The sequence below is a fragment of the Bacillus sp. REN16 genome (assembly GCF_020731355.1).
Taxonomy (GTDB): Bacteria; Bacillota; Bacilli; order Bacillales; family Bacillaceae_L; genus Ferdinandcohnia.
Window position 1 is genome coordinate 59,485 of the sequence record NZ_JAJFZK010000009.1, and the last position, 22,574, is coordinate 82,058.

Sequence of the window (22,574 nt, forward strand, 5' to 3'; positions counted from 1 at the left end):
GCCTCATCCCCTACATCTTATACTGTTCAATGACATTCGCATCCAGCGTCATATCATTTTGGAGTTGTTGCAATTGAAGTCTCATTCGGTGCAGTTGCTCACGTTGCTGACCATTACAACTCATCGCAAGCTTAGCCAATTCGTTTGTGACTTCCTCCAATTGCATTTGTGCATCCGTATATTCCGTTTCATTATAAGCTTCCTGTCTTCTGGCCGTGGTAATTTGTTCTTGGGCGTTACGAAGAGTATCTTCACAACGTTGCAAAAATGCCTCAACGGATTGTCGAGTAGCCATTCTTCCCCCTCCTACATTCGAAATGAGAAGCTAAAGCTTTCTCCTTTATAGTGTGTTCATCCGTGATTTCTTCTTTCAGTAAAGTTATTACCAATTTATGAGGCACGGCTGATGCGTTGCGTAAGACCAAGACATTAGAAAGCGGCGTTATTAGTTATTGATCGTTCTAGTTTTCATTTGAGTTCTTGAATGCCCACATGCTAAAATCTAATGTAGGAATTTTTTCATAGTTAGGAGGGGCAAAAAATGCCTCAGGTTAATTCGTTCCCTTATTCAACCGATAATAAAAGATACCATACATGGAATTACCATTTACGTAATACTTTTGGACATAAAGTATTTAAGGTTGCACTTGACGGAGGGTTTGACTGCCCGAATCGGGATGGTACGGTTGCACATGGCGGCTGTACCTTTTGCAGTGTAGCTGGATCAGGTGATTTTGCCGGAAATCGTACAGAGGATATCCTCACACAGTTCCATACGATTAAAAATAAGATGCATGAAAAATGGAAAGACGGTAAATACATGGCGTATTTCCAAGCCTTCACAAATACACATGCGCCTGTTGATGTCTTACGTGAACGATTCGAGCCCGTATTAAACCAAGAAGGAGTTGTCGGCATTTCGATTGCAACAAGACCTGATTGTCTTCCTGATGATGTTGTCGAATACTTAGCCGAACTTAATGAACGTACCTATCTTTGGATTGAGCTTGGCTTGCAGACCGTTCATGAAAAAACAGCCCAGCTTATCAATCGTGCTCATGACTTTCAATGCTATGTCGATGGCGTCAATAAGCTTCGCAAACACAATATTCGGATTTGCTCCCATATTATTAATGGACTTCCACAGGAAACTCCACAGATGATGATGGAAACAGCTCAAGAGGTTGCAAAACTTGATGTACAAGGAATAAAAATTCACTTGCTTCATTTGTTAAAAGGTACTCCAATGGTCAAGCAATATGAAAAAGGGCTATTGGAATTTCTCTCATTTGATGATTATGTCCAATTAGTTTGTGACCAGCTTGAAATTTTACCCCCTGAAATGATTGTTCATCGTATCACAGGGGATGGTCCAATTGACTTAATGGTTGGACCGATGTGGAGTGTAAATAAGTGGGAAGTTCTAAATACAATTGATGCCGAACTGAAACGCCGAGACAGCTATCAAGGAAAATATGTTAAAAGGATGCAAAAAAACGTATGATATTAGATCGAATCCTTCCATTTGCCCGAAATCTACTCAAACTTGCGATTAATGAAGGGGATTATGCCGTTGATGCTACGGTTGGAAATGGGCATGATACCGCAATGCTTGCTTCATTGGTTGGAGAAAATGGACATGTTTTCGGATTTGATATCCAAACAGAAGCCATTGAAAATACGACTACTCGTCTGAAAGAGCAAGAATTATTTGGTCGTGTAACCTTAATTCATGAGAGCCATAATCAACTTTTAACGAGAATTCCAACTGAAGCACACGGCAAGATTTCAGGTGCCGTCTTTAATTTAGGATATCTTCCTGGAGGGAATAAGGAAATTGTCACAAAGCCCGATTCCACAATTGATGCGATTGAACAATTACTATCTCTTATGAAACCTGAAGGAGTTATTGTCCTTGTTGTGTATCATGGACATGAAGAAGGGGCCATTGAGCGTGATCAATTGTTAGAGTACTGTTCAACACTTGATCAAAACCGTGCCCATGTTTTAATGTATCGATTTATGAATCAAATGAACAATCCTCCTTTTATTATTGCCATTGAAAAAAGATAGAGACCAGACTGTTGAAAAACGCTCGCATACTTCGTTGCTTGCCTCCCTTGTCCGCTCATGAAGGCAACTTCTATTTGCGTCTTCGCTCGGCAGCGCGCCTTTTCTGACAAGCGTTTTCAAGTCAGTCTGGAAGGATAATTCAAAGGTTATCCATAAAATAAAGATAGAGCATCACCATTGCTCTATCTTTTTCCTATCCAAATACATGTTGAAATTTACGGTACGCTCGTCCGTTTACATAAAAGAAAAAGGATGTCTTCCCGCCTAATTTAATCATTTTCTTAGCAATTTTTAAGACACTTCGCTGTGTGCGGACCTTTTCATCTGATAAATAGAGGCCTAATAAGCCACGGTTAATCATTCGATGGAATTTCTCATTTGGCAGACCTGCTGTATGTTTATCAGCTTCGAGAATAAAATGCTTAAGCCGATCCACAAGTTCATTTTCATGGGGATAGTAAAAACAGAAATTCAAGTCCCCGCCTTGACGATCCTCTTCTTGATCGATGAAATAATCAAGCAGGATGTGGAGACCTTGAATGTATGGAAAATACCCATTTCGAACTTTAGCTGCAATTTCTTCTTTAAATTCTTCATGAAACGCATAGGCAACTAAACAAAAAATGCCTAATGTTGAGCCTGAACAGGCTGAGAATTCATACCATTCCATTCTTGGCAGACGATCTTGATGGCTTTTAAACCAATTTTCAAGCCTTGGGACACGTTCTTCTACTTTGACATGCTTATGTATTTGCAGATCACAATAATAACTTGCTAACTCCTGTAAATAATCAGCTATTTTATCATAATGATTGATGTTTTCAAGAACACCCTGACAGGTTTTGACAAGACTTTCTAAGTAGCCGCCATCATTCTGCTCTTCACGAAATTGATAATAATTTTTAGTTGGCTGACCCGGTTGTAATGCATCTGGCATGGAACCATGCAGAGAGCGAAAATCGTCAGGATCTAATGAGGTACTGCGATCACATAGATTATCTAGATAGTCACTAATTGTTTGATAAGCAACGATAAAACGGATACACTCTTCCATTTTTCCTTCCGACAATAAGGCAAGTATAGATCCACCCTCACAGTGAAACGCTTTTGACTGAATACTTGCTAACGCCTGCTTTCGAAGCTCTTCGTTCGGGATCTCCTCCGCTTTCCGTTTCCAAACTGCTAATTCACGATGTACAATCGGAAATACCTCACGATATACTTTCTTCATTAGACTAATGGGTTGTGTAGGCACCATAGATATCACCTCTACTTTAAAAACATCGAATATGTTGATTTACGATACTTGTGAATGTTGATACACTTACCTTAAATGAATTTATTGCGAATATCAAATAATTAGGAAAGGATGTATGTAGCTATTATGATTTATCCATACAAAGGGAAATATCCTGAAATTGCGGATTCTGTATTTATTGCGGACTATGCAACTGTTACAGGTGATGTTAAAATTGGCGAGGAAACAAATATTTGGTTTAATACCGTAATTCGAGGTGATGTGGCACCGACAATCATTGGCAAACGAGTGAGCATCCAGGATAATTCAACCTTGCACCAAAGTCCAAACAATCCATTGATCATTGAAGATGATGTCACAATTGGCCATCAGGTTATTTTACATAGCTCGATTATTCGTAAAAATGCCCTAATTGGAATGGGATCAATTATTCTGGATGGAGCTGAAATTGGCGAAGGTGCTTTCATTGGTGCTGGTAGCCTTGTTCCACAGGGTAAAAAGATTCCCCCCAACACACTAGCGTTTGGGCGACCAGCTAAAATAATCCGTGAACTTACTGAAGAAGATAAACAAGACATGGCTCGCATTCGAAGAGAATATGTGGAAAAAGGGCAGCATTATAAAGAAGAAAAGCGCAAGCGCCTTGATCAGCCCCGACAAGCATAAGAAAAGCAGGCGAGAAGGATGCCTTTTATCCTTCTTGACGGATTTGCTTATGACCTCGAGGGGCTAGGCGCTGGAGCTAGACATCGAAAACAAAATAAGACAGAAAAAGCCCGCCTAATCGGCGAGCTTTTTCTGTCTTATTTTGCAGCTTCAGCTTTAAGTGCTTCTGCTTTATCTGTACGTTCCCATGGCAAATCAAGATCGTTTCTGCCAAAGTGACCATATGCAGCAGTTTGCTTATAAATTGGGCGACGAAGATCCAGCATCTTAATAATTCCAGCTGGACGCAAATCAAAGTTGTTTCGAACCAATTCTACAAGAACATCCTCAGATACTGTTCCAGTACCAAAAGTGTCAACAGATATAGAAACTGGTTGCGCTACACCAATTGCGTACGCAAGCTGTACTTCACATTTATCAGCTAAGCCAGCTGCTACAAGGTTTTTCGCAACATAACGTGCAGCATATGCAGCAGAACGGTCAACCTTAGTTGGATCCTTCCCTGAGAATGCACCACCACCATGGCGTGCATAACCACCATACGTATCAACAATGATCTTACGGCCAGTTAAACCAGCATCCCCTTGTGGACCGCCAATTACAAAACGCCCGGTTGGGTTAATAAAGTATTTTGTATTTTCATCAATAAGTTCACTTGGAACAACTGGATTAATGACGTGTTCCTTAAGATTTCGCTGAATTTGTTCTAATGAAATTTCATGATGGTGTTGAGTCGAAATAACAATTGTATCAATACGAACAGGATTATTATCCTCATCATACTCTACTGTTACTTGTGTTTTCCCATCTGGACGTAAGTATGGAAGAATCTCATCTTTACGAACTTTTGTTAATCGGCGTGCCAGTTTATGTGCTAATGAAATAGGCAGTGGCATTAACTCATTTGTTTCATTACATGCATACCCGAACATTAAGCCCTGATCCCCTGCACCAATTGCATCGATTTGCTCGTCTGTCATTTGGCCTTCACGAGCTTCTAGCGCTTGGTCAACCCCCATCGCAATATCTGGTGATTGTTCATCAATGGATGTTAATACGGCACATGTTTCATAGTCAAATCCGTATTTAGCACGAGTATAACCAATTCCTTTAATCGTTTCACGGACAATCTTTGGGATATCTACATATGTAGAAGTGGTAATTTCTCCCGCAACCAGTACAAGACCTGTTGTAACAGAAGTTTCGCACGCTACGCGTGCATTTGCATCACTTGCTAAGATGGCATCTAAAATAGAATCTGAAATTTGGTCACAGATTTTATCTGGATGTCCTTCCGTAACAGACTCAGAAGTAAATAAACGGCGTCTACTTGTCACAAACGCTTCCTCCTTTTTTAGCTACATCAGAATCCAACGATCATACTCAAATTCTGATATTCATTGATACGGTACTCATTCCCTTAGTATTGTTACCTTCACGATTTTCTATCCTTATTGACTAGTTATCTGTGGTTAACACATATAAACGCTTTAAGTAACATGCTTGAAACCATGAATGGTTCTCTTTAAAGAAATAAAAAACCTTCCCTGCATTTTGAGGAAAGGTTATAACATTTATCTCGCCTTTCACTCTTATCGATCAAGGTCATGCCCTTGCTCAGGTTAGCACCTTATCACTTTTATCAACGGGAGACCTACATTAACGTATAGGTTTCAATAGCTCACTTGATATGTAAAAAAAAAGTGATGGTTGCCGGGTTTCATTGGGCCTGTCCCTCCGCCAGCTCGGGATAAGAGAGTATCCGTTCAATGAAATATCATATCGTTTCATCCTTTTCGTGTCAACCTAATTTCAAAAAAAAATGAGGTCAAAGTGTGTCACACCTTTTTCACGAAAATGACAAATTTCAATAATGAAAGCGATAATAAAGGAATATTTAAGAATCTGTGCGCACTTTTTCAAGATATGGAACGTAAAATTCGTTAAATAGTATAGACTATTTTTATTAATGTGTTATACTAATTGTAAATTTCAGATTATAAAATATAAAAAATTATAAAGGATGGTTTTACATGAATTCAGTTGAAGTTTCAAATGAGCAGCTATTAGAATTAGTGAATGGAAAAAATGCACTTCATAACCTATCTGTTCCTATTTTAGTTGAAAAAGTACTCGCTAGACAAGAGGGAATTCTTACTTCGACTGGGGCTGTACGTGCAACAACTGGGAAATATACAGGAAGATCACCTGAAGACAAATACATCGTAGAAGAAGCATCTACTAAGGATAGAATTGATTGGGGTAAAGTGAACAAACCCATTTCTGAAGCCGCATTTGAAAACCTTTACAAGAAGGTCCTTTCATACTTAAATGAAAAAGAAGAAATTTATGTATTCAATGGATATGCAGGTGCTGATAAAAAAGTTCGTATGCCAATCCAAGTCATTAATGAGTATGCATGGCATAATTTATTTTCCCAACAGATGTTTGTTCGACCAACTGAAGAGGATCTAAAAACACATCAACCTGAATTCACAGTCATTAGTGCTCCGAATTTCAAAGCAGATCCTGAAATAGATGGAACACGCTCTGAAACCTTCATTATTATTTCCTTTGAAAAACGAACTGTTTTAATCGGAGGAACTGAGTATGCTGGTGAAATAAAAAAATCAATTTTCTCAGTCATGAACTATGTATTGCCTGAACAAAATATTCTGTCCATGCACTGCTCCTCTAATGTTGGCCAAGAAGGCGATGTTGCACTATTCTTTGGACTATCTGGAACAGGAAAAACAACTCTTTCCGCAGATCCAAAACGCCGTCTTATTGGAGATGATGAGCACGGCTGGTCTAGCTCTGGCGTGTTTAATATTGAAGGCGGCTGCTATGCCAAAACCATCAATCTAACACGGGAGAAAGAACCACAAATTTTTGATGCCATTCGCTTTGGTTCTGTTTTAGAAAATGTGATTGTAGATGAAGTATCAAGAACTGCAGATTATGATGACAATTCATTAACTGAAAATACCAGAGCTGCCTACCAAATTGATAATATCGATAATATTATTGTGCCTAGTATTGCTGGCCATCCCAATACAATAGTATTCCTAACAGCAGACGCTTTCGGTGTGTTGCCTCCAATTAGTAAGCTTACGAAAGAACAAGCAATGTATCATTTTTTAAGTGGATACACAAGTAAGCTTGCCGGAACAGAGCGCGGAATTACAGCACCAGAAGCAACATTTTCAACTTGCTTTGGATCTCCTTTCCTTCCACTAGCTGCAACTGAGTATGCAGAAATGTTAGGAAGAAAGATTGACGAACAAAATGTTCAAGTATTTTTAGTGAATACTGGATGGACTGGTGGAGAGTATGGGGTAGGGAGCCGTATGAAACTGTCATACACAAGGGCAATGGTTCAAGCCGCTTTAGAAGGTGAACTCACTCATGCAGAAACGGTGAAAAATGATATTTTTGGTTTAGAAATTCCGATTCACATTCCAGGTGTGCCTGATGATGTGCTTCAGCCAGCAAAAACTTGGGCAGACCAAAGTACCTACTATGTAAAAGCGAAAGAATTAGCTGTAAAATTCAAAGAAAACTTCAAAAAGTTTTCTAATGTTCCAAAGGAAATTGAGTTACTAGGCGGTCCTAAAATCTAAAGCAGATATTTGTAAGTGCTCGAGGTATCATCCCTCGAGCCTTTTTGTTTTTGGTTCCCTTGATTTCATCCATTCAGTTAACCGTCTCACTGTTTCACGATTTTCATGTGGCGGGAAGTAATGGGTGTAGTGTGGAAAATACCAGCTTTCTACTTCTTTTCCTACTTCTCTTACTCGTTTTTCAAGCCGATAAGCATGTTCAACCGATACATTCTCATCTCTTTCTCCATGAATAATGAGTAATGCTGCTTCTAGCTCCTCGATTTCATACAAAGGCGTTCTCCATTTGTATCGTTCCGGATATTTAGCAGGCGTCCCTCCAATGACCCTCTTCATCATTCTTCGCATATCATTGCGTTCCACATAGGTTAAGCTGATATCACTTACTCCGCCCCAAGTGACAACCGAACAAACCTGAGGCTGATAAATCGCTGTAAGAAGCGCCATTACTCCACCTCGTGAGAAACCAAAAACGTGAATACGAGTTGGATTTACTTTTTCATGTTCCTCTAACACTTTAACCGCAGAGAACGCATCATATCTGTCATGACCAGCAAAATCCTCGTTCCCCTCTCCTCCTTGATTTCCCCGATAAAACGGGGCCATCACGACAAAGCCTTCAGAGGCGAATTGAATAATCCGACCAATTCGAACCTTACCTACATTTTTAATTCCACCGCGTAAATATAAAAATCCATCATACACTCCGTCTTCCTTTGGCTCCGCAAGATACCCTTTAATTTTTAATCCTTTACTCCAATATGTAATTAAATAAAGATTGATTGCTGGATTAGGAGATGGAAACCTTTGCTTTTCGATAATTGTGCCATCCACTTGTTTTTTTCATCCTTTCTACAACATTATGTTCGAAAAACTTTTTTAAAAACTCTACTGATAAAAAGGAAAAATAGGCATTCACACATTTTTGTCACGTTTCATAGTCTATCTTAGAAATGACTAATGCAGACAGATTATCTGTCAAGGAGGAATGAAAATATGCGTCGTTTGCTTGCCAGCCTTTTTGCATTACTGCTTATTATTCCATTAGCCGCTTGTAATAATGACCAGGTTCAAAAAATCCGAATTGCCGAGGTAACACGCTCCGTGTTTTACGCACCTCAGTATGTCGCGATAACAGAAGGATTTTTTGAAGAAGAGGGCTTAGAAATTGAATTAACAACCGTGCCAGGTGGAGATAAAACCATGACTGCGTTGATTTCCGGTGGTGCTGATGTTGCCTTAGTGGGTTCCGAAACATCCATTTATGTGGAAGCACAAGGCTCAACAGACCCTGTTATTAACTTCGCAGCTCTTACTCAAACGGACGGAACATTTTTAGTCGCAAGAGAAAATATTGAAAACTTTAGCTGGGATCAAGTTAAAGATAGTACATTCCTCGGCCAACGTAAAGGCGGAATGCCTCAGATGGTTGGAGAATTTGTATTAAAACAGAACAATATTGATCCACATGGTGATTTAAATTTGATTCAAAATATCGACTTTGCCAATATTTCAAGTGCCTTTGCTTCAGGTACTGGAGAGTTTGTACAATTATTTGAACCAACTGCCAGTCTATTTGAAAAAGAGGGCCGTGGCTATATTGTCGCTTCTTTCGGTGAAGAATCTGGCAAGGTACCATATACTACGTTCATGACAAAGCAAAGCTTTATTGATGACAATGGTGATGCGGTTGAAAAATTCACACGAGCCGTTTATAAAGCGCAGGCATGGGTAGATTCACATAGCCCAGACGAAATTGCAAAGTCAGTGCAAGAGTTCTTCCCAGATACACCGCTTGATTTAATCATATCCTCGATTGAACGCTACAAGAACCAAGGCTCATACGCAACAAATCCTGTTTTATCCGAGGAAGCTTGGAATAACTTGCAGGACATTATGGATGAAGCTGGTGAATTACCGAAGAGAATTGATTACAACACACTTGTGAACACAAGTATTGCAGAAAAAGTTTCAAAATAGGAGTGTTACTATGAGCTTTTTGTCAGTAAAAGATATACACCATGTATATTTTACAAAGGATACTACAACGACTGCGCTCGAAGACATTTCACTCACAATTGAGGAAGGGGAGTTCATCTCCCTCCTCGGCCCTAGTGGGTGTGGTAAAACAACTTTACTCTCTATCATTGCTGGATTATTAAAGCCGACATATGGTGAGGTAGTGATAGAAGGTAAAACGATTGAAAAAGCAAGGTCTGATATCGGTTATATGCTGCAGCAGGACTATTTGTTTCCGTGGAAGACAATCGAGGAAAATATTTTTGTCGGGTTGCAAATTATGAATCAAGAAACCAACCAAACAAGAAAGAACACATTGTCCTTACTTGAAGAAATCGGGTTAAAAGGGGTAGAAAAGGCGTATCCAAAACAGCTTTCCGGTGGGATGAGACAAAGAGCAGCCTTGGTCCGAACACTTGCTACAAACCCGAAAATTCTCCTGCTGGATGAACCGTTCTCCGCATTAGACTTTCAAACAAAGCTGAAATTAGAAGATCTCGTTTCAGATACACTAAAAGAATATCGCAAAACAGCCATCCTTGTTACACATGATATCGGCGAGGCGATTGCCATGAGTGACCGAATTTATCTCCTCTCGAAAAGCCCGGGAAAAGTTGCAAAAATATTCGATATCCCAGAAAACTTGCGGAATGAAGCTCCTTTTGATGCAAGACAGCACCCAGAGTATTCGAACATATTTCAGCAAATATGGGAGGAGTTAGATAGACTTGAAACAAAATTTGAACATTAATGACCTGCACAGGGGTTACTTACTGTCGATTAAAAAAGAGAAAAAACTGGTTCGTTTTTACCAAATTCTGATTTTTATCATCTTTTTCGGATTATGGGAAATCGCAAGTCGTTCTCATTGGATTGACCCGTTAATCTTTAGCCGCCCATCAAAAATTTGGACTCTATTTTTAGATAAAATCAATGATGGGACACTGTTTAATAATCTTGCGGTTACATTGTTTGAAACGGTCCTTGGCTTTATTTTAGGAACTGTCTTAGGGGCATTAATTGCGGCGTTATTGTGGTGGTCAGAACGTCTTTCAAATATCCTGGATCCGTATTTAGTCGTACTAAATGCGATGCCAAAGGTTGCATTAGGCCCAATCTTAATTGTCGCTTTAGGAACTGGATATATTTCAATCATTGCGATGGGAGCAATTATCTCCATCATTATCACTACGATTGTCGTATACACCTCGTTTAAAGAAGTAGATTACAACTATATTAAAGTCTTGTTGACGTTTGGAGCGAATCGGAAACAAATTTTCCGCATTGTCATTCTGCCCTCCTCCTTCCCAGCATTTATTTCCACTTTAAAAGTAAATGTCGGATTATCTTGGGTTGGGGTCATCGTTGGTGAATTTCTTGTTTCAAAACAAGGCTTAGGGTATTTGATTATCTATGGATTCCAAGTGTTTAATTTCACATTAATTTTCCTTAGCTTATTATTAATCGCTATATGTGCGACACTCATGTACCAAGGCGTCGAATTCCTTGAGAGAAAGCTAATTAAGGACTCAAAATAAAAAAGCTCTTCTAAATGGCTAGAGAGCTTTTTTTGTTTTTATGTATTTAACTACATAGTCAATGGTATGGGTTAACACATCATCCTTCATAATAAAGCTGTATTGACGATCATTCTTAACCGTATTCAAAGGGATTTCCTTAAGCAGAACGGGACCTTTTGTTTCAAAATAATCCTTTTTTTCAAGTAACCGTTCAATTTCTGCAAAATAAATATTTTTAATAATGGTTTTCCCTTTGCCTATGACCTTATATTGCCCAATATATTCAAGTGCTGAAACCTCTGCACCCGTCTCCTCCATTACCTCTCGAATAGCAGCAGCTTGCGGTGTTTCACCTTCTTCTACCTTACCGCCTGGAAATTCAAGCCCACGTTCAGAATGATTGGTTAACAGCCATTGGTCCTCGTACCGACAGATGACCCAAACATGTTTTGGGGCAGTAGAAAAAGGAGCCGGAGTAAACGCTAAATTCACTTCATTATGATACATATCATGAAAAACGATCATTTTGTCTTATCTCCATTACTAATTTAATTTGTTATAATCATAACATAATAACATAAAAATAAGCCGCTTCACGAAGAAGTGGCTTAATCAATAGTACGTAAAACATCAAGTATTCCTTCTGATTGGATGAAATCCTTAGCTTCCTGATCTCCCAGTTGATTGATTATTTGATAAATCTTCAGCATATTCGTGTCATATTTGTCATTGGATGAATCATAATGGTATTCAACAAAAGGTACATGTGCACGTAAGAAATTTTCAACTTCGTTCGAGTAGTTTGCATCAAATAGATTTCGTAATTGACGAACCTCTTCGTCAGTTGCTTCAATTTTGTACTCCCAAGTTGATCCGGACTTTACTTGAGAAATTTCGCCACTTCCAACAGAGACATAAAAGGTTTTCCTAGGCTGATGTTCCAACATGTTTCACTCCTAACGATGTGGTTGCAGTAAGTTTAGCTTTTTCCTCAAGTGCAAAAAATATGCACGACTCGAAAACGGATTGTTTGTCTTTTTCAAACCATTAGTATCTTTTGATCCATTACCCCATATACTAATTTCCAAGATAACCTGTGAAAAATGCAGATAAAGGGGAAACTTTTATGAAAATAATTGATGAAATCTATGAAATGTATCGAAATAAATTAACAGGTGATGAAGAAGATGCGGACATAATTGCTTTCTCCGTACTGGAACAATTTGAACGTGAGGATCTGATTGACCTATTAGCTGATTTAACTGACCAAGAATTGCGTAATTTAGTCGGTTTTTACATGATTGAAAACTTAAAAGCAAAGATGGCCCGGGATGGAATCGGTCGATCAAAAATGATGACGGTAGATGAACTAAGGGATATACATTAACTATCAATATTATTGCTAAAAAAGGATTGTCCACTTACGGACAATCCTTTTAAAAAATTCTATTTATAGTTTACTGACAATCCGTAATGCGTCCTCAATTGACTTCCGATTCACATCATAATGCGTTGTAAACCTTACAAGCTTAGGTCCAAATGTTGAGACTAGTACTCCATGTTCCTTTAATAATGCTGCGTACTGACTAGAGGTTAATCCTCGCTCACTTACATTCACCAAAATAATATTGGTATCAACCTGATTAACAACATGTATTCCACTAATATTTCTCAGGCCTTCCGCCAAAAACTGTGCATTCTCGTGATCGATTGCAAGACGGTCAACCATTGTCCTTAACGCCACAAGTCCTGGTGCGGCAATAATTCCAACCTGTCTTAATCCACCACCTAGTCGCTTTCTCCATTTTCTAGCTTGTTGAATAAACTCCTCGCTTCCAGCAATAATCGAGCCAACTGGAGCACCCAATCCTTTTGACAAACAAAATTGCACAGAATCAGTAAACTGAGCAATATCCTTGACCGGACGCCCAAGTGCCACAGCAGCATTGAATAAACGTGCACCATCTAAATGGACAGGTATCTGATTGGCAGATGCTAGTCGATAAATGGCTGCCATATTATCAAGTGGAACAACTGCCCCACCCGCTCGGTTATGTGTATTTTCAATACAAATTAAGCCAGTTTCAGGATTATGGACATCCTCCCCTTGAATTGCTGCCTCTACTTCAGCAGGATTCATAGCTCCTCTGTTTCCTTTAATGGTACGTGGTTGAACTCCTGCAAATGCAGAAATAGCTGCGCCTTCATAATTAAATATATGAGAGTCCTTCTCAACAATAATTTCATTTCCTATTCTTGTATGAGTTAGCACTGCAATTTGATTACCTTGCGTTCCGCTTGTCACAAACATGGCAGCTTCTTTCCCAAGCATATCGGCAGCAGTTAGCTCAAGCTCCTTCACTGTTGGATCTTCTTGATACACATCATCCCCAACCTCTGCTTCATAAGCAGCCTTTCTCATTTCTGCAGTTGGTTTTGTCACTGTGTCACTTCTTAAATCGATCATATCTCTCACTCTCCTTACTTATAAAATAAAGCAAAACCCCTCTTTCGACAAGAAAGAAGGGTACAAAACTCTTTATTTTCCCAGGAAGGATTGAAGCATCCAAATATGTTTTTCAAGTGATTGGTGAATTGCAAGCAGCATATCGCCTGTTGTTTCATCATCCGCATCCGCGGCTACCTTCATGCCTTCCTTTAACTCTCCGGATAGAATTGAAAAGTCATTTGAAACGTTTGATACCATCTCTTCTGCATCTTCATTCCCGCTTGCTTCCTGAATGGAAGACATATCAAGTATATCCTTCATTGTTGCGACGGGTTGTCCGCTTATAGCAAGAAGGCGTTCCGCTAATTCATCAATATGAACAGCAGCCTCATTATACAATTCCTCAAATTTTACATGAAGTGTGAAAAAGTTTGATCCTTTCACATACCAGTGGTAATTATGTAGCTTAATGTAAAGTACACTCCAGTTGGCAACCTGCTTATTTACGAGTTCGTTTAATTGTGTTGACATGGTAAATCTCCTCCTTAATGTTAACATACCCCCTTTATCTCACAGTGAAACATCCTTTTTTCAATTGTTTTTCAGCAAATTTCTTTCTTTTGCCATTATAAAGGAATATCAATACCTTCTACCTTCGTATCATGTTAAAATGAAGGAGAAAAAGAGGGGGTTGCTATGCTAACAGTATTAATTATTTCAATCATTATTGTAATTGTGGTCATATTATTAGCTGTTGTTACGACATCAAAAGCCTATCAGTACAAACATACAGTTGATGACTTAGAAGAAAATCCACATGTAAATCATCCTGAAAACAAGGAGAAGTCAGATGGAAAATAAAATTCTTAAGAATTTAGCTAATGATTGGTTAATTGAGGCTACAATTGATTCCATCCAAGAAAAATATGAAAAAGATGAGCTAACTGCCAAACAATTGGTACTTATGTATTTACATAGAATTGCAAGCTTTGACTCGGAATTAAAGTCTGTTATTGAGATCAATCCTGATGCCCTTCATACCGCAATGATGCTGGATGCGGAACGAAAGGAAACCGGTCCCCGTGGCCCGCTCCATGGGATTCCTGTGTTACTTAAAGATAATTTAGATACAAATGATAAAATGCACACATCCGCCGGATCGCTTGCATTGGCAGAATCATATGCACCTGAGGATTCATATGTTGCTTATCTTTTAAGAGAAGCTGGCGCCATTATATTAGGTAAAACAAATATGACAGAATGGGCAAATTTCATGACGGAAGGAATGCCTAGCGGATACAGCTCGCGTGGTGGCCAAACATTAAATCCTTATGGACCAGGTAAATTTGACGTCGGTGGCTCAAGTGCTGGTTCAGGTGCTGCCATTGCTGCGAATTTTGCAGTTGTTGCAGTCGGTACAGAAACATCAGGCTCGATACTGAGCCCTTCCAGTCAAAATTCGCTTGTTGGAATTAAGCCTACAGTTGGATTAATAAGTCGGGCTGGCATCATTCCAATTGCTCATACACAGGATACAGCTGGTCCTATGGCTCGTACCGTAAAGGACGCTGCTTATCTGTTATCAGCACTAGCAGAAATAGACGAGCGCGATTCTATCACGTATACAAGCAGATCCTTGCCGTCAACCGATTTCACACAATATTTAGATGCGGACGGATTAAAAGGCGCACGGATTGGGATTGCAAGAGAAGTTTATTTTGACTACCTTAGTGAAGGAAAACTTGCGGTAATGGATGAAGCGGTTAAAAAGCTTGCGGATCTTGGGGCAATCGTTGTAGAAGATGTAAAAATCCCTTCTTCCAAAAATAAGTGGAGCTATGATGTCCTAACTTACGAATTTAAAGTAGACTTAAACGCATATTTACGTAAATTGGACCCGGCAGTGAAAGTACGAAATTTAGAGGATCTTATCTTATTTAATAAAGAGAATGAAGAAAAAATGCTAAAATACGGCCAAATCATATTAGAAGAAGCAGAAAAAACGAGTGGAACTTTGACGGAAAAAACGTATCTAGATGCACTTGAAAATGATCAGTATCACTCAACGGAAAACGGAATTGATTATGTTTTAAAAGAATACCAATTAGATGCAATTGTGTTTCCAAATTACCTTGGATCAGCCATTCCGGCTAAAGCTGGTTATCCATCGATTACAGTTCCTGCCGGTTACACCCCGGAAGGCGAACCAGTCGGCATTACATTTACCGGAACCGCTTTTTCCGAAAATTCTTTGATTAAATTAGCTTATTCCTTTGAGCAAGGAACAAAGTATCGAATCCCACCCAAACTATAAAACCTCAGCCCTTTTGGCTGAGGTTCTTTTTTAGAGTCTTACTCTAGAAGCCTTTCGCATTACTAATTACCCAAAAACTTTATGAAGGTCTTCTTTTGATTGTGATAGCCAGAAACGCATGAGGCGTTTTGCACCATCTAAGTCATGAAGCTTTGCTTGCCCGCATTGAGTTTCATTTGCTGCTGGAATTTCCGTAATTTCTACTGCACTTTGCATGGTTGCTTCAAGTAAATCAATGATTTCAGAAACAGTAGGCTCCCCGCTTACTACTAAATAATAGCCTGTTTGGCATCCCATTGGAGAAATATCAATAATATCAAAATGGTCATATTTCTCACAATGCTCACGCAGATTAAAAGCCAATAAATGTTCAAGTGTATGAATAACATCCGGCTTCATCGCCTGTTTATTTGGCTGACAAAAACGAATATCAAATTTATTTACAACCCCATCTGTCCCAACCTTATGGACACCACAATGTCTTACATATGGAGCTTTAACCGCATTATGATCTAATTCAAAGCTTTCTACTGATGGCATTCTCTTCACTCCCTAACCTTTTCTATATCTATCATAACGCTAATTCCGATTTTTTTCATCTATTTAATTTGAATTAACGCTCAAAGATGCTTTTTTCCACATCCTATTGTATAGTATAAGTACCTAAACCATGTAAGGGAAGTAGAAAAAATTGCTTCAAGCGTTATTTATAGGAATTATTCGTTTTTATCAAAAATTTATATCACCGATAAAACCGCCATCCTGTCGCTTTTACCCGACTTGCTCGCAATATGGGTTGGAAGCAATTAAACGCTTCGGTGCCATTAAAGGCGGCTGGTTAACCATTAAACGATTGTTAAAATGCCATCCCCTCCATCCGGGCGGGATAGATTTTGTACCGGAAAAAAAGGAAGGTAAGCATCATCATTGATGCCAGCCTTCCTTTTCATTGTTGCAAATGCATCCATTTATTTATATCCATTAATAACTACATCCAGTTTACCTGTTTCAGGGTTCATAATAAGTCCGTGAACAGGCACTCCCTCTGGAAGAAGCGGATGATTTTCAACCATTTCAACGCTGTGACGGACACTATCCTCTACGCTTCTAAAACCTTGAAACCACTCTTCAAGATTAATTCCTGAATATTTAATTGTATCAATTTTCCCTTGTGCCACACCCCGATCTTTTATCTTATGTATAATCGATTCAGCATCAAGTGCACTCATCCCACAATCATGATGACCAACGATGCAAACCTCATCCGCATTTAAATCGTAAACTGCTACTAAAATGCTTCTCATGACGCTACCAAACGGGTGTGAAACAATTGCGCCTGCAACTTTTAAAATTTTCACATCTCCATTTTTCATATTCATTGCTTTTGGTAACAACTCGATGAGTCGAGTATCCATACATGTCACGATTACCATTCTTTTATTAGGAAGCTTTGTTGTATGATATTTTTCATATTCCTTTGTTTCGACAAACTCTTTGTTGAAATCCAAGATATTATCCAAGAGAGCCATTAAATCACCTTTTTCCTTTATTTCATTATATTTTATCAAAAACTGGTCTAGATTAATAACTTTTTATCTAATTGTTCAACTAATTTCTATGTAGGCTGAGATACTAAAAATGTTAGAAAAGTTTTTTGTTCTCAAATCGGAATAATTACGATATAATATGAATGGATTTCAAACAGACGCTTTTTTGGTACTTGAAAGGAGACAATACATGAAAAAAACAAGAGGATATTTAGTGCTCCTTTTTTTAATTAGCATACTTTCAGCTTGTGGAGCAGATCAAAATAATTCAGTTAATGAGGAAGGGAAACTTTCAATTTATACAACAGTATTCCCTTTAACAGACTTCGTACAAAAAATTGGCGGCGAAGATGTTTCAGTGAAAAGTGTATACCCGCCGGGATCAGATGCTCATTCATTTGAGCCGACTCCAAGAGACATGACGGATATCGCGAGTGCTGATGCCTTTATTTATACAGGAGTTGGAGTAGAAGGCTTTGTTACAGCAGCCCTAAAAACCCTTAGTAACGAAAAGGTGTCATTAATTGAAGCAGGTGCTGGAGTAGATTTTTTACACATGGAAGATGATCACCATGAAGATGGTGATCATCATCATGGTGATATCGACCCGCATATTTGGCTGGATCCTATTTTTTCGATTCAAATTGCTGAGAACATAAAAAATGCCTTAATAGAACTTAATCCTTCAGGAAAGGACCTGTACGAAGCAAATTTTCTTGAATTAAAGGAGCAATTGGAAGCATTAAATACAGAATTCACGGAAGTTGCTAACACTAAGAAACAAAAAGAAATTTTAGTAGCCCATTCCGCGTATGGCTATTGGGAAGCACGTTACGGAATCAACCAAATAAGTATCACTGGGTATTCCCCGACGAATGAGCCCTCCCAAAAGGAACTCAAAAATATGATTGAAGAGGTAAAGCAACACAATCTTAAATATATTCTGTTTGAACAAAATATAACATCAAAAATAGCGGAAACAGTACAAAAAGAGACCGGGACAAAAAAATTAACCCTTCATAATTTAGAAGCTGTAACTGAACAAGAAATCGAAAACAATGAAGATTATTTTAGCTTAATGAGGCAAAATTTAGATACATTAAAAAAGGCACTAAATTAAGGCATACATGGGATATCTTGCTTGAATCTACACCTCTGCCTTGGAGAAAATAAGGATGCTAGACCAAATACTAAAAAAGAGGTGTAGTACATGGCTCAAGATGTGTTATGTGAAGTAAATAATTGTCATTACTGGGCAAAAGGTAATAAATGTAGCGCTGAATCCATCTATGTCGTTAGTCATACAGGTAAAACGGCATCTGAACAAACAGAAACAGATTGTAAAACCTTCGTCCAAGAAGGCGGAATTTAAAATATCCTTACGAGACAGCTGATAATTCAGCTGTCTTTTTTATATTGTCTGAACCATTTTAGTTTAGTTCGCATATTTTTTTCTAACATGTCGAATTTTTTGAACTAAATTAATTGACAAAATAAAAAAATGAACATATGATACTTTTAAAAGTTGCACAAAGGAAACATTTATTCATATAGACAAAAAAGCTTGAGAGGAGAATAAGCGATGTATGAAAATTTATTATTCGCTTTTGGCTTAACTTTGCTTGCTGGCCTTGCGACGGGGATAGGTAGTTTGATTTCCTTGTTCACATCCAGAACAAATACTAAATTTCTGTCCTGGACTCTTGGATTCTCAGCAGGAGTTATGATCTATGTATCGATGGTTGAAATCTTCGTTAAAGCAAAAGTGGCCTTGACATCGGAATTAGGGGACCAAATGGGAAACTGGATGACGGTAGCAGGTTTCTTTGGGGGAATGCTCTTAATTGCGTTAATAGATAAATTTGTTCCCGAAAGCAGTAACCCTCATGAAGTTAAAAAAGTAGAGGACATGAATCTCTCGTCAGCTCAAGTCGAGGATGCCGCATTATTAAAAATGGGAACATTTACGGCTCTTGCCATCGGGATTCACAATTTTCCTGAAGGTATTGCCACCTTTACCTCTGCACTTCAAGACCCAGGGCTTGGAATCGCCATTGCAATAGCCGTAGCGATTCATAATATTCCTGAAGGCATTGCTGTTGCCGTACCGGTCTATTTTGCGACAGGTGATAAAAAAAGAGCCTTTAAGCTCTCTTTCCTATCTGGTTTAGCGGAACCCGTTGGGGCAATCGTAGCCTTTGTGATTTTAATGCCTTTTTTAAATGATATAATGTTCGGGATTATATTTGCTGCAGTGGCAGGAATTATGGTATTTATTTCACTTGATGAATTACTGCCAGCATCAAAACGTTATGACAGTGGACATTTATCCATCTACGGATTGATTGCCGGTATGGCTGTCATGGCCTTAAGCTTACTATTATTTATTTAACCATTGAAAAATTCGCATTGCCGTGGGCCCTCATGATGTGGGTCACAAAGACGAAGTCATCGGTACGTGGCGTTCTTAGTCTTTGATCCTAATTTCTATGATCTTTTTATGTTTCGTTACTTGATGAATCCACTCATGATCGACTTGATATCCAATTCCTGGCCCGTCTGGAACGGCAATGCGACCATTTTCAACCTTCACTTCTGGAATAATAACATCCTTATCCCAATATCTAGAAGATGCTGAAATATCTCCAGGTATCGTAAAATTAGGCAGGCTTGCTAAGGCAATATTATGGGCTCTTGAAATACCAGTTTCAAGCATCCCTCCACACCACACAGGAATACCATATGAATTACAAATATCATGAATCCTTATTGCTTCAGTGATACCGCCAACTCTCCCGATTTTAATATTGATGACTTTACAACTCCCCAATTCAATTGCTTTTCTAGCATCCTCAGCTGAAGTAATACTTTCATCTAAACAAATTGGTGTGGAAAGTTCTTTTTGCAGTTTCGCATGGTCAACGATATCATCCTCGGCTAAAGGTTGCTCTATCATCATTAAATCAAATTCATCTAGGGCTTGAAGTTTAGCAACATCCTTTAATGTATAGGCAGAATTGGCATCCGCCATTAACGGTAACGCAGGATATTCATGTCTAATTTGTTTAAGAAGGTTATAATCCTCTTCAGGCTTAATTTTTATTTTGATACGTTTATAGCCCGATTTAACATGCTCCTCTATTTTATGCAAAACCCGGTCAATGGAATCAATGCTTACGACAACTCCTGAATCAATAATAGCTTTCGAGCCACCTATTGCGTTGGACAATGAAATTCCTTTTTTCTTCGAATATAAATCCCAAATGGCCATATCAAGACTTGCCTTTGCCATATTATTACGTTTTATATATTGAAAGCTATTCTGAAGTTGTTCCGGATGCTCATACTCTACTTCTAAAAGTTTTGGTACTAAATAATCCTCGAGCATATGCCAGCATGTTTTGATTGTCTCTTCGGTATACCATGGTGACGAAAAAGCAACAACCTCTCCCCAACCCACAACACCATTCGTATCCTCCACTTCCACGAGAATACTCTCCCTTCTGTCAACTTTACCTATGCCAGTCACAAATGGCGAAAGGAGACTTTGTTCAATGAGATGGAGTGTTACCCGTTTTACTTTAATCATTGTTTCTCATCCTTTAGCAGCTCAATTAATTTACGGCGCAACAATTTATTTGATGCATTACGTGGAAGACGATCGACAAAATGAATGGATTTAGGAACTTTATAACGTGCAAGCTTTTCATAACAAAATTCAATAATCTCCGCTTCACTCGCATTGCTTCCGTCCACAATTCTTACAAAGGCAGCCGGAACTTGTCCCCATTTGTCATCCTCCACACCTGTTACTCCCGCTTCTATAATGCTCGGATGGGCCAATAAAACTGCTTCAAGTTCGGCTGGATAAATATTCTCTCCCCCTGAAATAATTAAATCCGAACGACGATCCATCACAAAAAGAAAGCCTTCTTCATCTAAATATCCAATATCACCCGTATATAGCCATCCATCAACAATCGATGTTTTTGTTGCATCCATTCGATTTAAATAGCCATTTGTTACATTTGGTGCCTTTACGACAATTTCACCTACTTCATTTGGAATTGCCGGTGAGCCCTCTTTTTCAATTTTGATTTGTACCGGAAACAGTGGTTTTCCTGCTGAGCCAAGCTTTGAAATACTGTACTCAGGAGCTAGAGTAACAACCTGTGATGCTGTTTCAGTCATCCCATAGGTTTGAAAAACAGGGATATTTTTCGTTAGACAATTCTCCAACAGTGGTTTCGGAGCAGGTCCTCCTCCAAGGAGCATACATCTAAAACGATCGGGATATGTTTCATCCCCCAATTCCTCAACCATCCTTGCGAGCATGATACTCACAACAGACATAATCGTAACACCTTGATTAATGATTGCAGCATTTGCCTTTTTCGGATCAAATCCTTCATGAATCACAGCAGGAATTCCATAAATTACACTCCTGTACAAGATCGATAATCCGCTTATATGGAACATTGGAACAGCTAGTAACCAACAATCATCCTGGTGAAGCCCCAGATTCAAACTAGAACCAATCGCACTCCACAAATGATTTCCGTACGTGTGGATGACCCCTTTTGGGCTTCCTGTCGTCCCTGATGTATACATGATGGTATCTGCTTGGTCCAATGAAAAATATTCCTGGATGCAGCAATCTTTTTCAGGATACTGTTCCAGATCCTTAACCAGCATTTTTTTGATGTTGATTTCATTTGCTTTTTCAATTAAAGCATCCTCTGTTAACAACATTTTCGTCCCAGAGTCGCTTACTTGAAATTCTAGCTCATTACCTGTTAGCTTGATGTTTAAGAGTACTGTTACCGCACCAATATATTTTAATGCATGAATAATCTCTACCATTTCCACACTATTCTTCATGAGGACTGAGACAACATCCCCCTGTTGAATCCCTGCATTAGATAGTTGATTTGCTTTTTTTAATACATTTTGATGCAATGTTAAAAAAGAGATTTCCTCATATTCAGTTTTTATGGCAATCCGATTTGGTGTTAAAAATGCTCGCTGCTTAAGCCAATTTGGTATTTCTGTTGAATTCATCTTTTTCAAGTCTCCTAGCGTAATCTAATATGCAAAAAACAGCT

At 38.7% G+C, this 22,574-nt stretch carries 26 protein-coding genes and 1 riboswitch; of the genes, 14 read left to right on the forward strand and 12 right to left on the reverse strand.

Features of this window, described 5'->3' with window-relative positions; genetic code table 11:
* Positions 1 to 10: 10 nt before the first annotated feature.
* Positions 11 to 295, reverse strand: a complete 285-nt coding sequence (locus LKW28_RS13840) for a YtzC family protein (protein WP_229140965.1) — start codon at positions 293 to 295, stop codon at positions 11 to 13.
* Positions 296 to 541: 246 nt separating this feature from the next.
* On the opposite strand from LKW28_RS13840, the gene LKW28_RS13845 reads away from it, so the two are divergent.
* Together LKW28_RS13845 and LKW28_RS13850 are read left to right on the forward strand one after the other, a co-directional pair.
* Positions 542 to 1,504 (forward strand): TIGR01212 family radical SAM protein, encoded by a 963-nt coding sequence (locus tag LKW28_RS13845; RefSeq protein WP_229140966.1) that lies wholly within the window; start codon positions 542 to 544, stop codon positions 1,502 to 1,504.
* A complete protein-coding gene (locus tag LKW28_RS13850) occupies positions 1,501 to 2,073 on the forward strand; it encodes a class I SAM-dependent methyltransferase (RefSeq protein ID WP_229140967.1) in 573 nt (190 codons plus the stop codon). Before LKW28_RS13845 ends, LKW28_RS13850 begins: the two co-directional genes overlap by 4 nt.
* Before the next feature lie 193 nt (positions 2,074 to 2,266).
* Here the strand turns inward: LKW28_RS13850 and LKW28_RS13855 are convergent, their stop codons facing one another.
* On the reverse strand, positions 2,267 to 3,331 hold the full coding sequence (locus LKW28_RS13855) for a tetraprenyl-beta-curcumene synthase family protein (protein WP_229140968.1): 1,065 nt from the start codon (positions 3,329 to 3,331) through the stop codon (positions 2,267 to 2,269).
* A gap of 126 nt (positions 3,332 to 3,457) precedes the next feature.
* Between LKW28_RS13855 and LKW28_RS13860 the strand changes: the two genes are divergently transcribed.
* Positions 3,458 to 3,997 carry a gamma carbonic anhydrase family protein gene (locus tag LKW28_RS13860; protein WP_229140969.1) on the forward strand — a complete coding sequence of 180 codons (540 nt, stop codon included), beginning with the start codon at positions 3,458 to 3,460 and terminating at the stop codon, positions 3,995 to 3,997.
* 137 nt (positions 3,998 to 4,134) lie between these two features.
* Here the strand turns inward: LKW28_RS13860 and metK are convergent, their stop codons facing one another.
* Entirely contained in the window at positions 4,135 to 5,334 is a 1,200-nt protein-coding gene (metK, locus tag LKW28_RS13865; RefSeq protein WP_229140970.1) for a methionine adenosyltransferase, read from the reverse strand.
* 252 nt (positions 5,335 to 5,586) lie between these two features.
* A riboswitch (SAM riboswitch) is annotated at positions 5,587 to 5,754 on the reverse strand.
* A 276-nt stretch (positions 5,755 to 6,030) separates the two neighbouring features.
* Between metK and pckA the strand changes: the two genes are divergently transcribed.
* Positions 6,031 to 7,620 carry a phosphoenolpyruvate carboxykinase (ATP) gene (pckA, locus tag LKW28_RS13870; protein ID WP_229140971.1) on the forward strand — a complete coding sequence of 530 codons (1,590 nt, stop codon included), beginning with the start codon at positions 6,031 to 6,033 and terminating at the stop codon, positions 7,618 to 7,620.
* Between the two features lie 27 nt (positions 7,621 to 7,647).
* Here the strand turns inward: pckA and LKW28_RS13875 are convergent, their stop codons facing one another.
* A complete protein-coding gene (locus tag LKW28_RS13875; RefSeq protein ID WP_229140972.1) occupies positions 7,648 to 8,454 on the reverse strand; it encodes an alpha/beta hydrolase family protein in 807 nt (268 codons plus the stop codon).
* 162 nt (positions 8,455 to 8,616) lie between these two features.
* Here LKW28_RS13875 and LKW28_RS13880 point away from each other — a divergent pair, with 162 nt between their 5' ends.
* From LKW28_RS13880 to LKW28_RS13890, 3 genes are read left to right on the forward strand one after another with little or no spacing between them, the layout of a single operon-like run.
* On the forward strand, positions 8,617 to 9,600 hold the full coding sequence (locus tag LKW28_RS13880; RefSeq protein ID WP_229140973.1) for an ABC transporter substrate-binding protein: 984 nt from the start codon (positions 8,617 to 8,619) through the stop codon (positions 9,598 to 9,600).
* Positions 9,601 to 9,610: 10 nt separating this feature from the next.
* Positions 9,611 to 10,390, forward strand: coding sequence for an ABC transporter ATP-binding protein (locus LKW28_RS13885; protein ID WP_229140974.1), 780 nt, complete (start codon positions 9,611 to 9,613; stop codon positions 10,388 to 10,390).
* Complete coding sequence (locus LKW28_RS13890; protein ID WP_229140975.1) at positions 10,368 to 11,177, forward strand: ABC transporter permease; 810 nt, start codon at positions 10,368 to 10,370, stop codon at positions 11,175 to 11,177. The genes LKW28_RS13885 and LKW28_RS13890 overlap by 23 nt, the downstream gene beginning before the upstream one ends.
* Before the next feature lie 18 nt (positions 11,178 to 11,195).
* Here the strand turns inward: LKW28_RS13890 and ytkD are convergent, their stop codons facing one another.
* Entirely contained in the window at positions 11,196 to 11,684 is a 489-nt protein-coding gene (ytkD, locus tag LKW28_RS13895; RefSeq protein ID WP_229140976.1) for an RNA deprotection pyrophosphohydrolase, read from the reverse strand.
* An 83-nt stretch (positions 11,685 to 11,767) separates the two neighbouring features.
* A complete protein-coding gene (locus LKW28_RS13900) occupies positions 11,768 to 12,106 on the reverse strand; it encodes a hydrolase (protein ID WP_229140977.1) in 339 nt (112 codons plus the stop codon).
* A gap of 179 nt (positions 12,107 to 12,285) precedes the next feature.
* On the opposite strand from LKW28_RS13900, the gene LKW28_RS13905 reads away from it, so the two are divergent.
* Complete coding sequence (locus LKW28_RS13905) at positions 12,286 to 12,546, forward strand: DUF6154 family protein (protein WP_229140978.1); 261 nt, start codon at positions 12,286 to 12,288, stop codon at positions 12,544 to 12,546.
* Between the two features lie 63 nt (positions 12,547 to 12,609).
* Here LKW28_RS13905 and ltaE read toward each other — a convergent pair whose 3' ends face one another.
* Together ltaE and LKW28_RS13915 are read right to left on the reverse strand one after the other, a co-directional pair.
* On the reverse strand, positions 12,610 to 13,626 hold the full coding sequence (gene ltaE, locus LKW28_RS13910; RefSeq protein WP_229140979.1) for a low-specificity L-threonine aldolase: 1,017 nt from the start codon (positions 13,624 to 13,626) through the stop codon (positions 12,610 to 12,612).
* Positions 13,627 to 13,698: 72 nt separating this feature from the next.
* On the reverse strand, positions 13,699 to 14,139 hold the full coding sequence (locus LKW28_RS13915) for a Dps family protein (protein ID WP_229140980.1): 441 nt from the start codon (positions 14,137 to 14,139) through the stop codon (positions 13,699 to 13,701).
* 165 nt (positions 14,140 to 14,304) lie between these two features.
* Between LKW28_RS13915 and ytzI the strand changes: the two genes are divergently transcribed.
* Positions 14,305 to 14,469, forward strand: a complete 165-nt coding sequence (ytzI, locus tag LKW28_RS13920; RefSeq protein WP_229140981.1) for a YtzI protein — start codon at positions 14,305 to 14,307, stop codon at positions 14,467 to 14,469.
* Positions 14,459 to 15,922: an amidase family protein gene (locus LKW28_RS13925; RefSeq protein WP_229140982.1), complete on the forward strand. Its 1,464-nt coding sequence runs from the start codon at positions 14,459 to 14,461 to the stop codon at positions 15,920 to 15,922. Before ytzI ends, LKW28_RS13925 begins: the two co-directional genes overlap by 11 nt.
* Before the next feature lie 66 nt (positions 15,923 to 15,988).
* Here LKW28_RS13925 and LKW28_RS13930 read toward each other — a convergent pair whose 3' ends face one another.
* On the reverse strand, positions 15,989 to 16,462 hold the full coding sequence (locus tag LKW28_RS13930) for an S-ribosylhomocysteine lyase (RefSeq protein ID WP_229140983.1): 474 nt from the start codon (positions 16,460 to 16,462) through the stop codon (positions 15,989 to 15,991).
* Positions 16,463 to 16,613: 151 nt separating this feature from the next.
* Here LKW28_RS13930 and yidD point away from each other — a divergent pair, with 151 nt between their 5' ends.
* Entirely contained in the window at positions 16,614 to 16,853 is a 240-nt protein-coding gene (gene yidD, locus LKW28_RS13935) for a membrane protein insertion efficiency factor YidD (RefSeq protein ID WP_229140984.1), read from the forward strand.
* 37 nt (positions 16,854 to 16,890) lie between these two features.
* Here the strand turns inward: yidD and LKW28_RS13940 are convergent, their stop codons facing one another.
* Positions 16,891 to 17,451 (reverse strand): beta-class carbonic anhydrase, encoded by a 561-nt coding sequence (locus tag LKW28_RS13940; RefSeq protein ID WP_229140985.1) that lies wholly within the window; start codon positions 17,449 to 17,451, stop codon positions 16,891 to 16,893.
* Positions 17,452 to 17,659: 208 nt separating this feature from the next.
* Between LKW28_RS13940 and LKW28_RS13945 the strand changes: the two genes are divergently transcribed.
* From LKW28_RS13945 to zupT, 3 genes are all read left to right on the forward strand, one after another.
* Positions 17,660 to 18,589 carry a metal ABC transporter solute-binding protein, Zn/Mn family gene (locus tag LKW28_RS13945; RefSeq protein WP_229140986.1) on the forward strand — a complete coding sequence of 310 codons (930 nt, stop codon included), beginning with the start codon at positions 17,660 to 17,662 and terminating at the stop codon, positions 18,587 to 18,589.
* A gap of 90 nt (positions 18,590 to 18,679) precedes the next feature.
* Positions 18,680 to 18,841 carry a DUF1540 domain-containing protein gene (locus LKW28_RS13950; protein WP_229140987.1) on the forward strand — a complete coding sequence of 54 codons (162 nt, stop codon included), beginning with the start codon at positions 18,680 to 18,682 and terminating at the stop codon, positions 18,839 to 18,841.
* Between the two features lie 210 nt (positions 18,842 to 19,051).
* On the forward strand, positions 19,052 to 19,861 hold the full coding sequence (zupT, locus tag LKW28_RS13955) for a zinc transporter ZupT (protein ID WP_229140988.1): 810 nt from the start codon (positions 19,052 to 19,054) through the stop codon (positions 19,859 to 19,861).
* A gap of 75 nt (positions 19,862 to 19,936) precedes the next feature.
* Here the strand turns inward: zupT and menC are convergent, their stop codons facing one another.
* Both menC and LKW28_RS13965 read right to left on the reverse strand, forming a co-directional pair.
* Positions 19,937 to 21,055, reverse strand: coding sequence for an o-succinylbenzoate synthase (gene menC / locus LKW28_RS13960; protein ID WP_229141112.1), 1,119 nt, complete (start codon positions 21,053 to 21,055; stop codon positions 19,937 to 19,939).
* Complete coding sequence (locus LKW28_RS13965; RefSeq protein WP_229140989.1) at positions 21,055 to 22,530, reverse strand: o-succinylbenzoate--CoA ligase; 1,476 nt, start codon at positions 22,528 to 22,530, stop codon at positions 21,055 to 21,057. The genes menC and LKW28_RS13965 overlap by 1 nt, the downstream gene beginning before the upstream one ends.
* Positions 22,531 to 22,574: the final 44 nt, after the last annotated feature.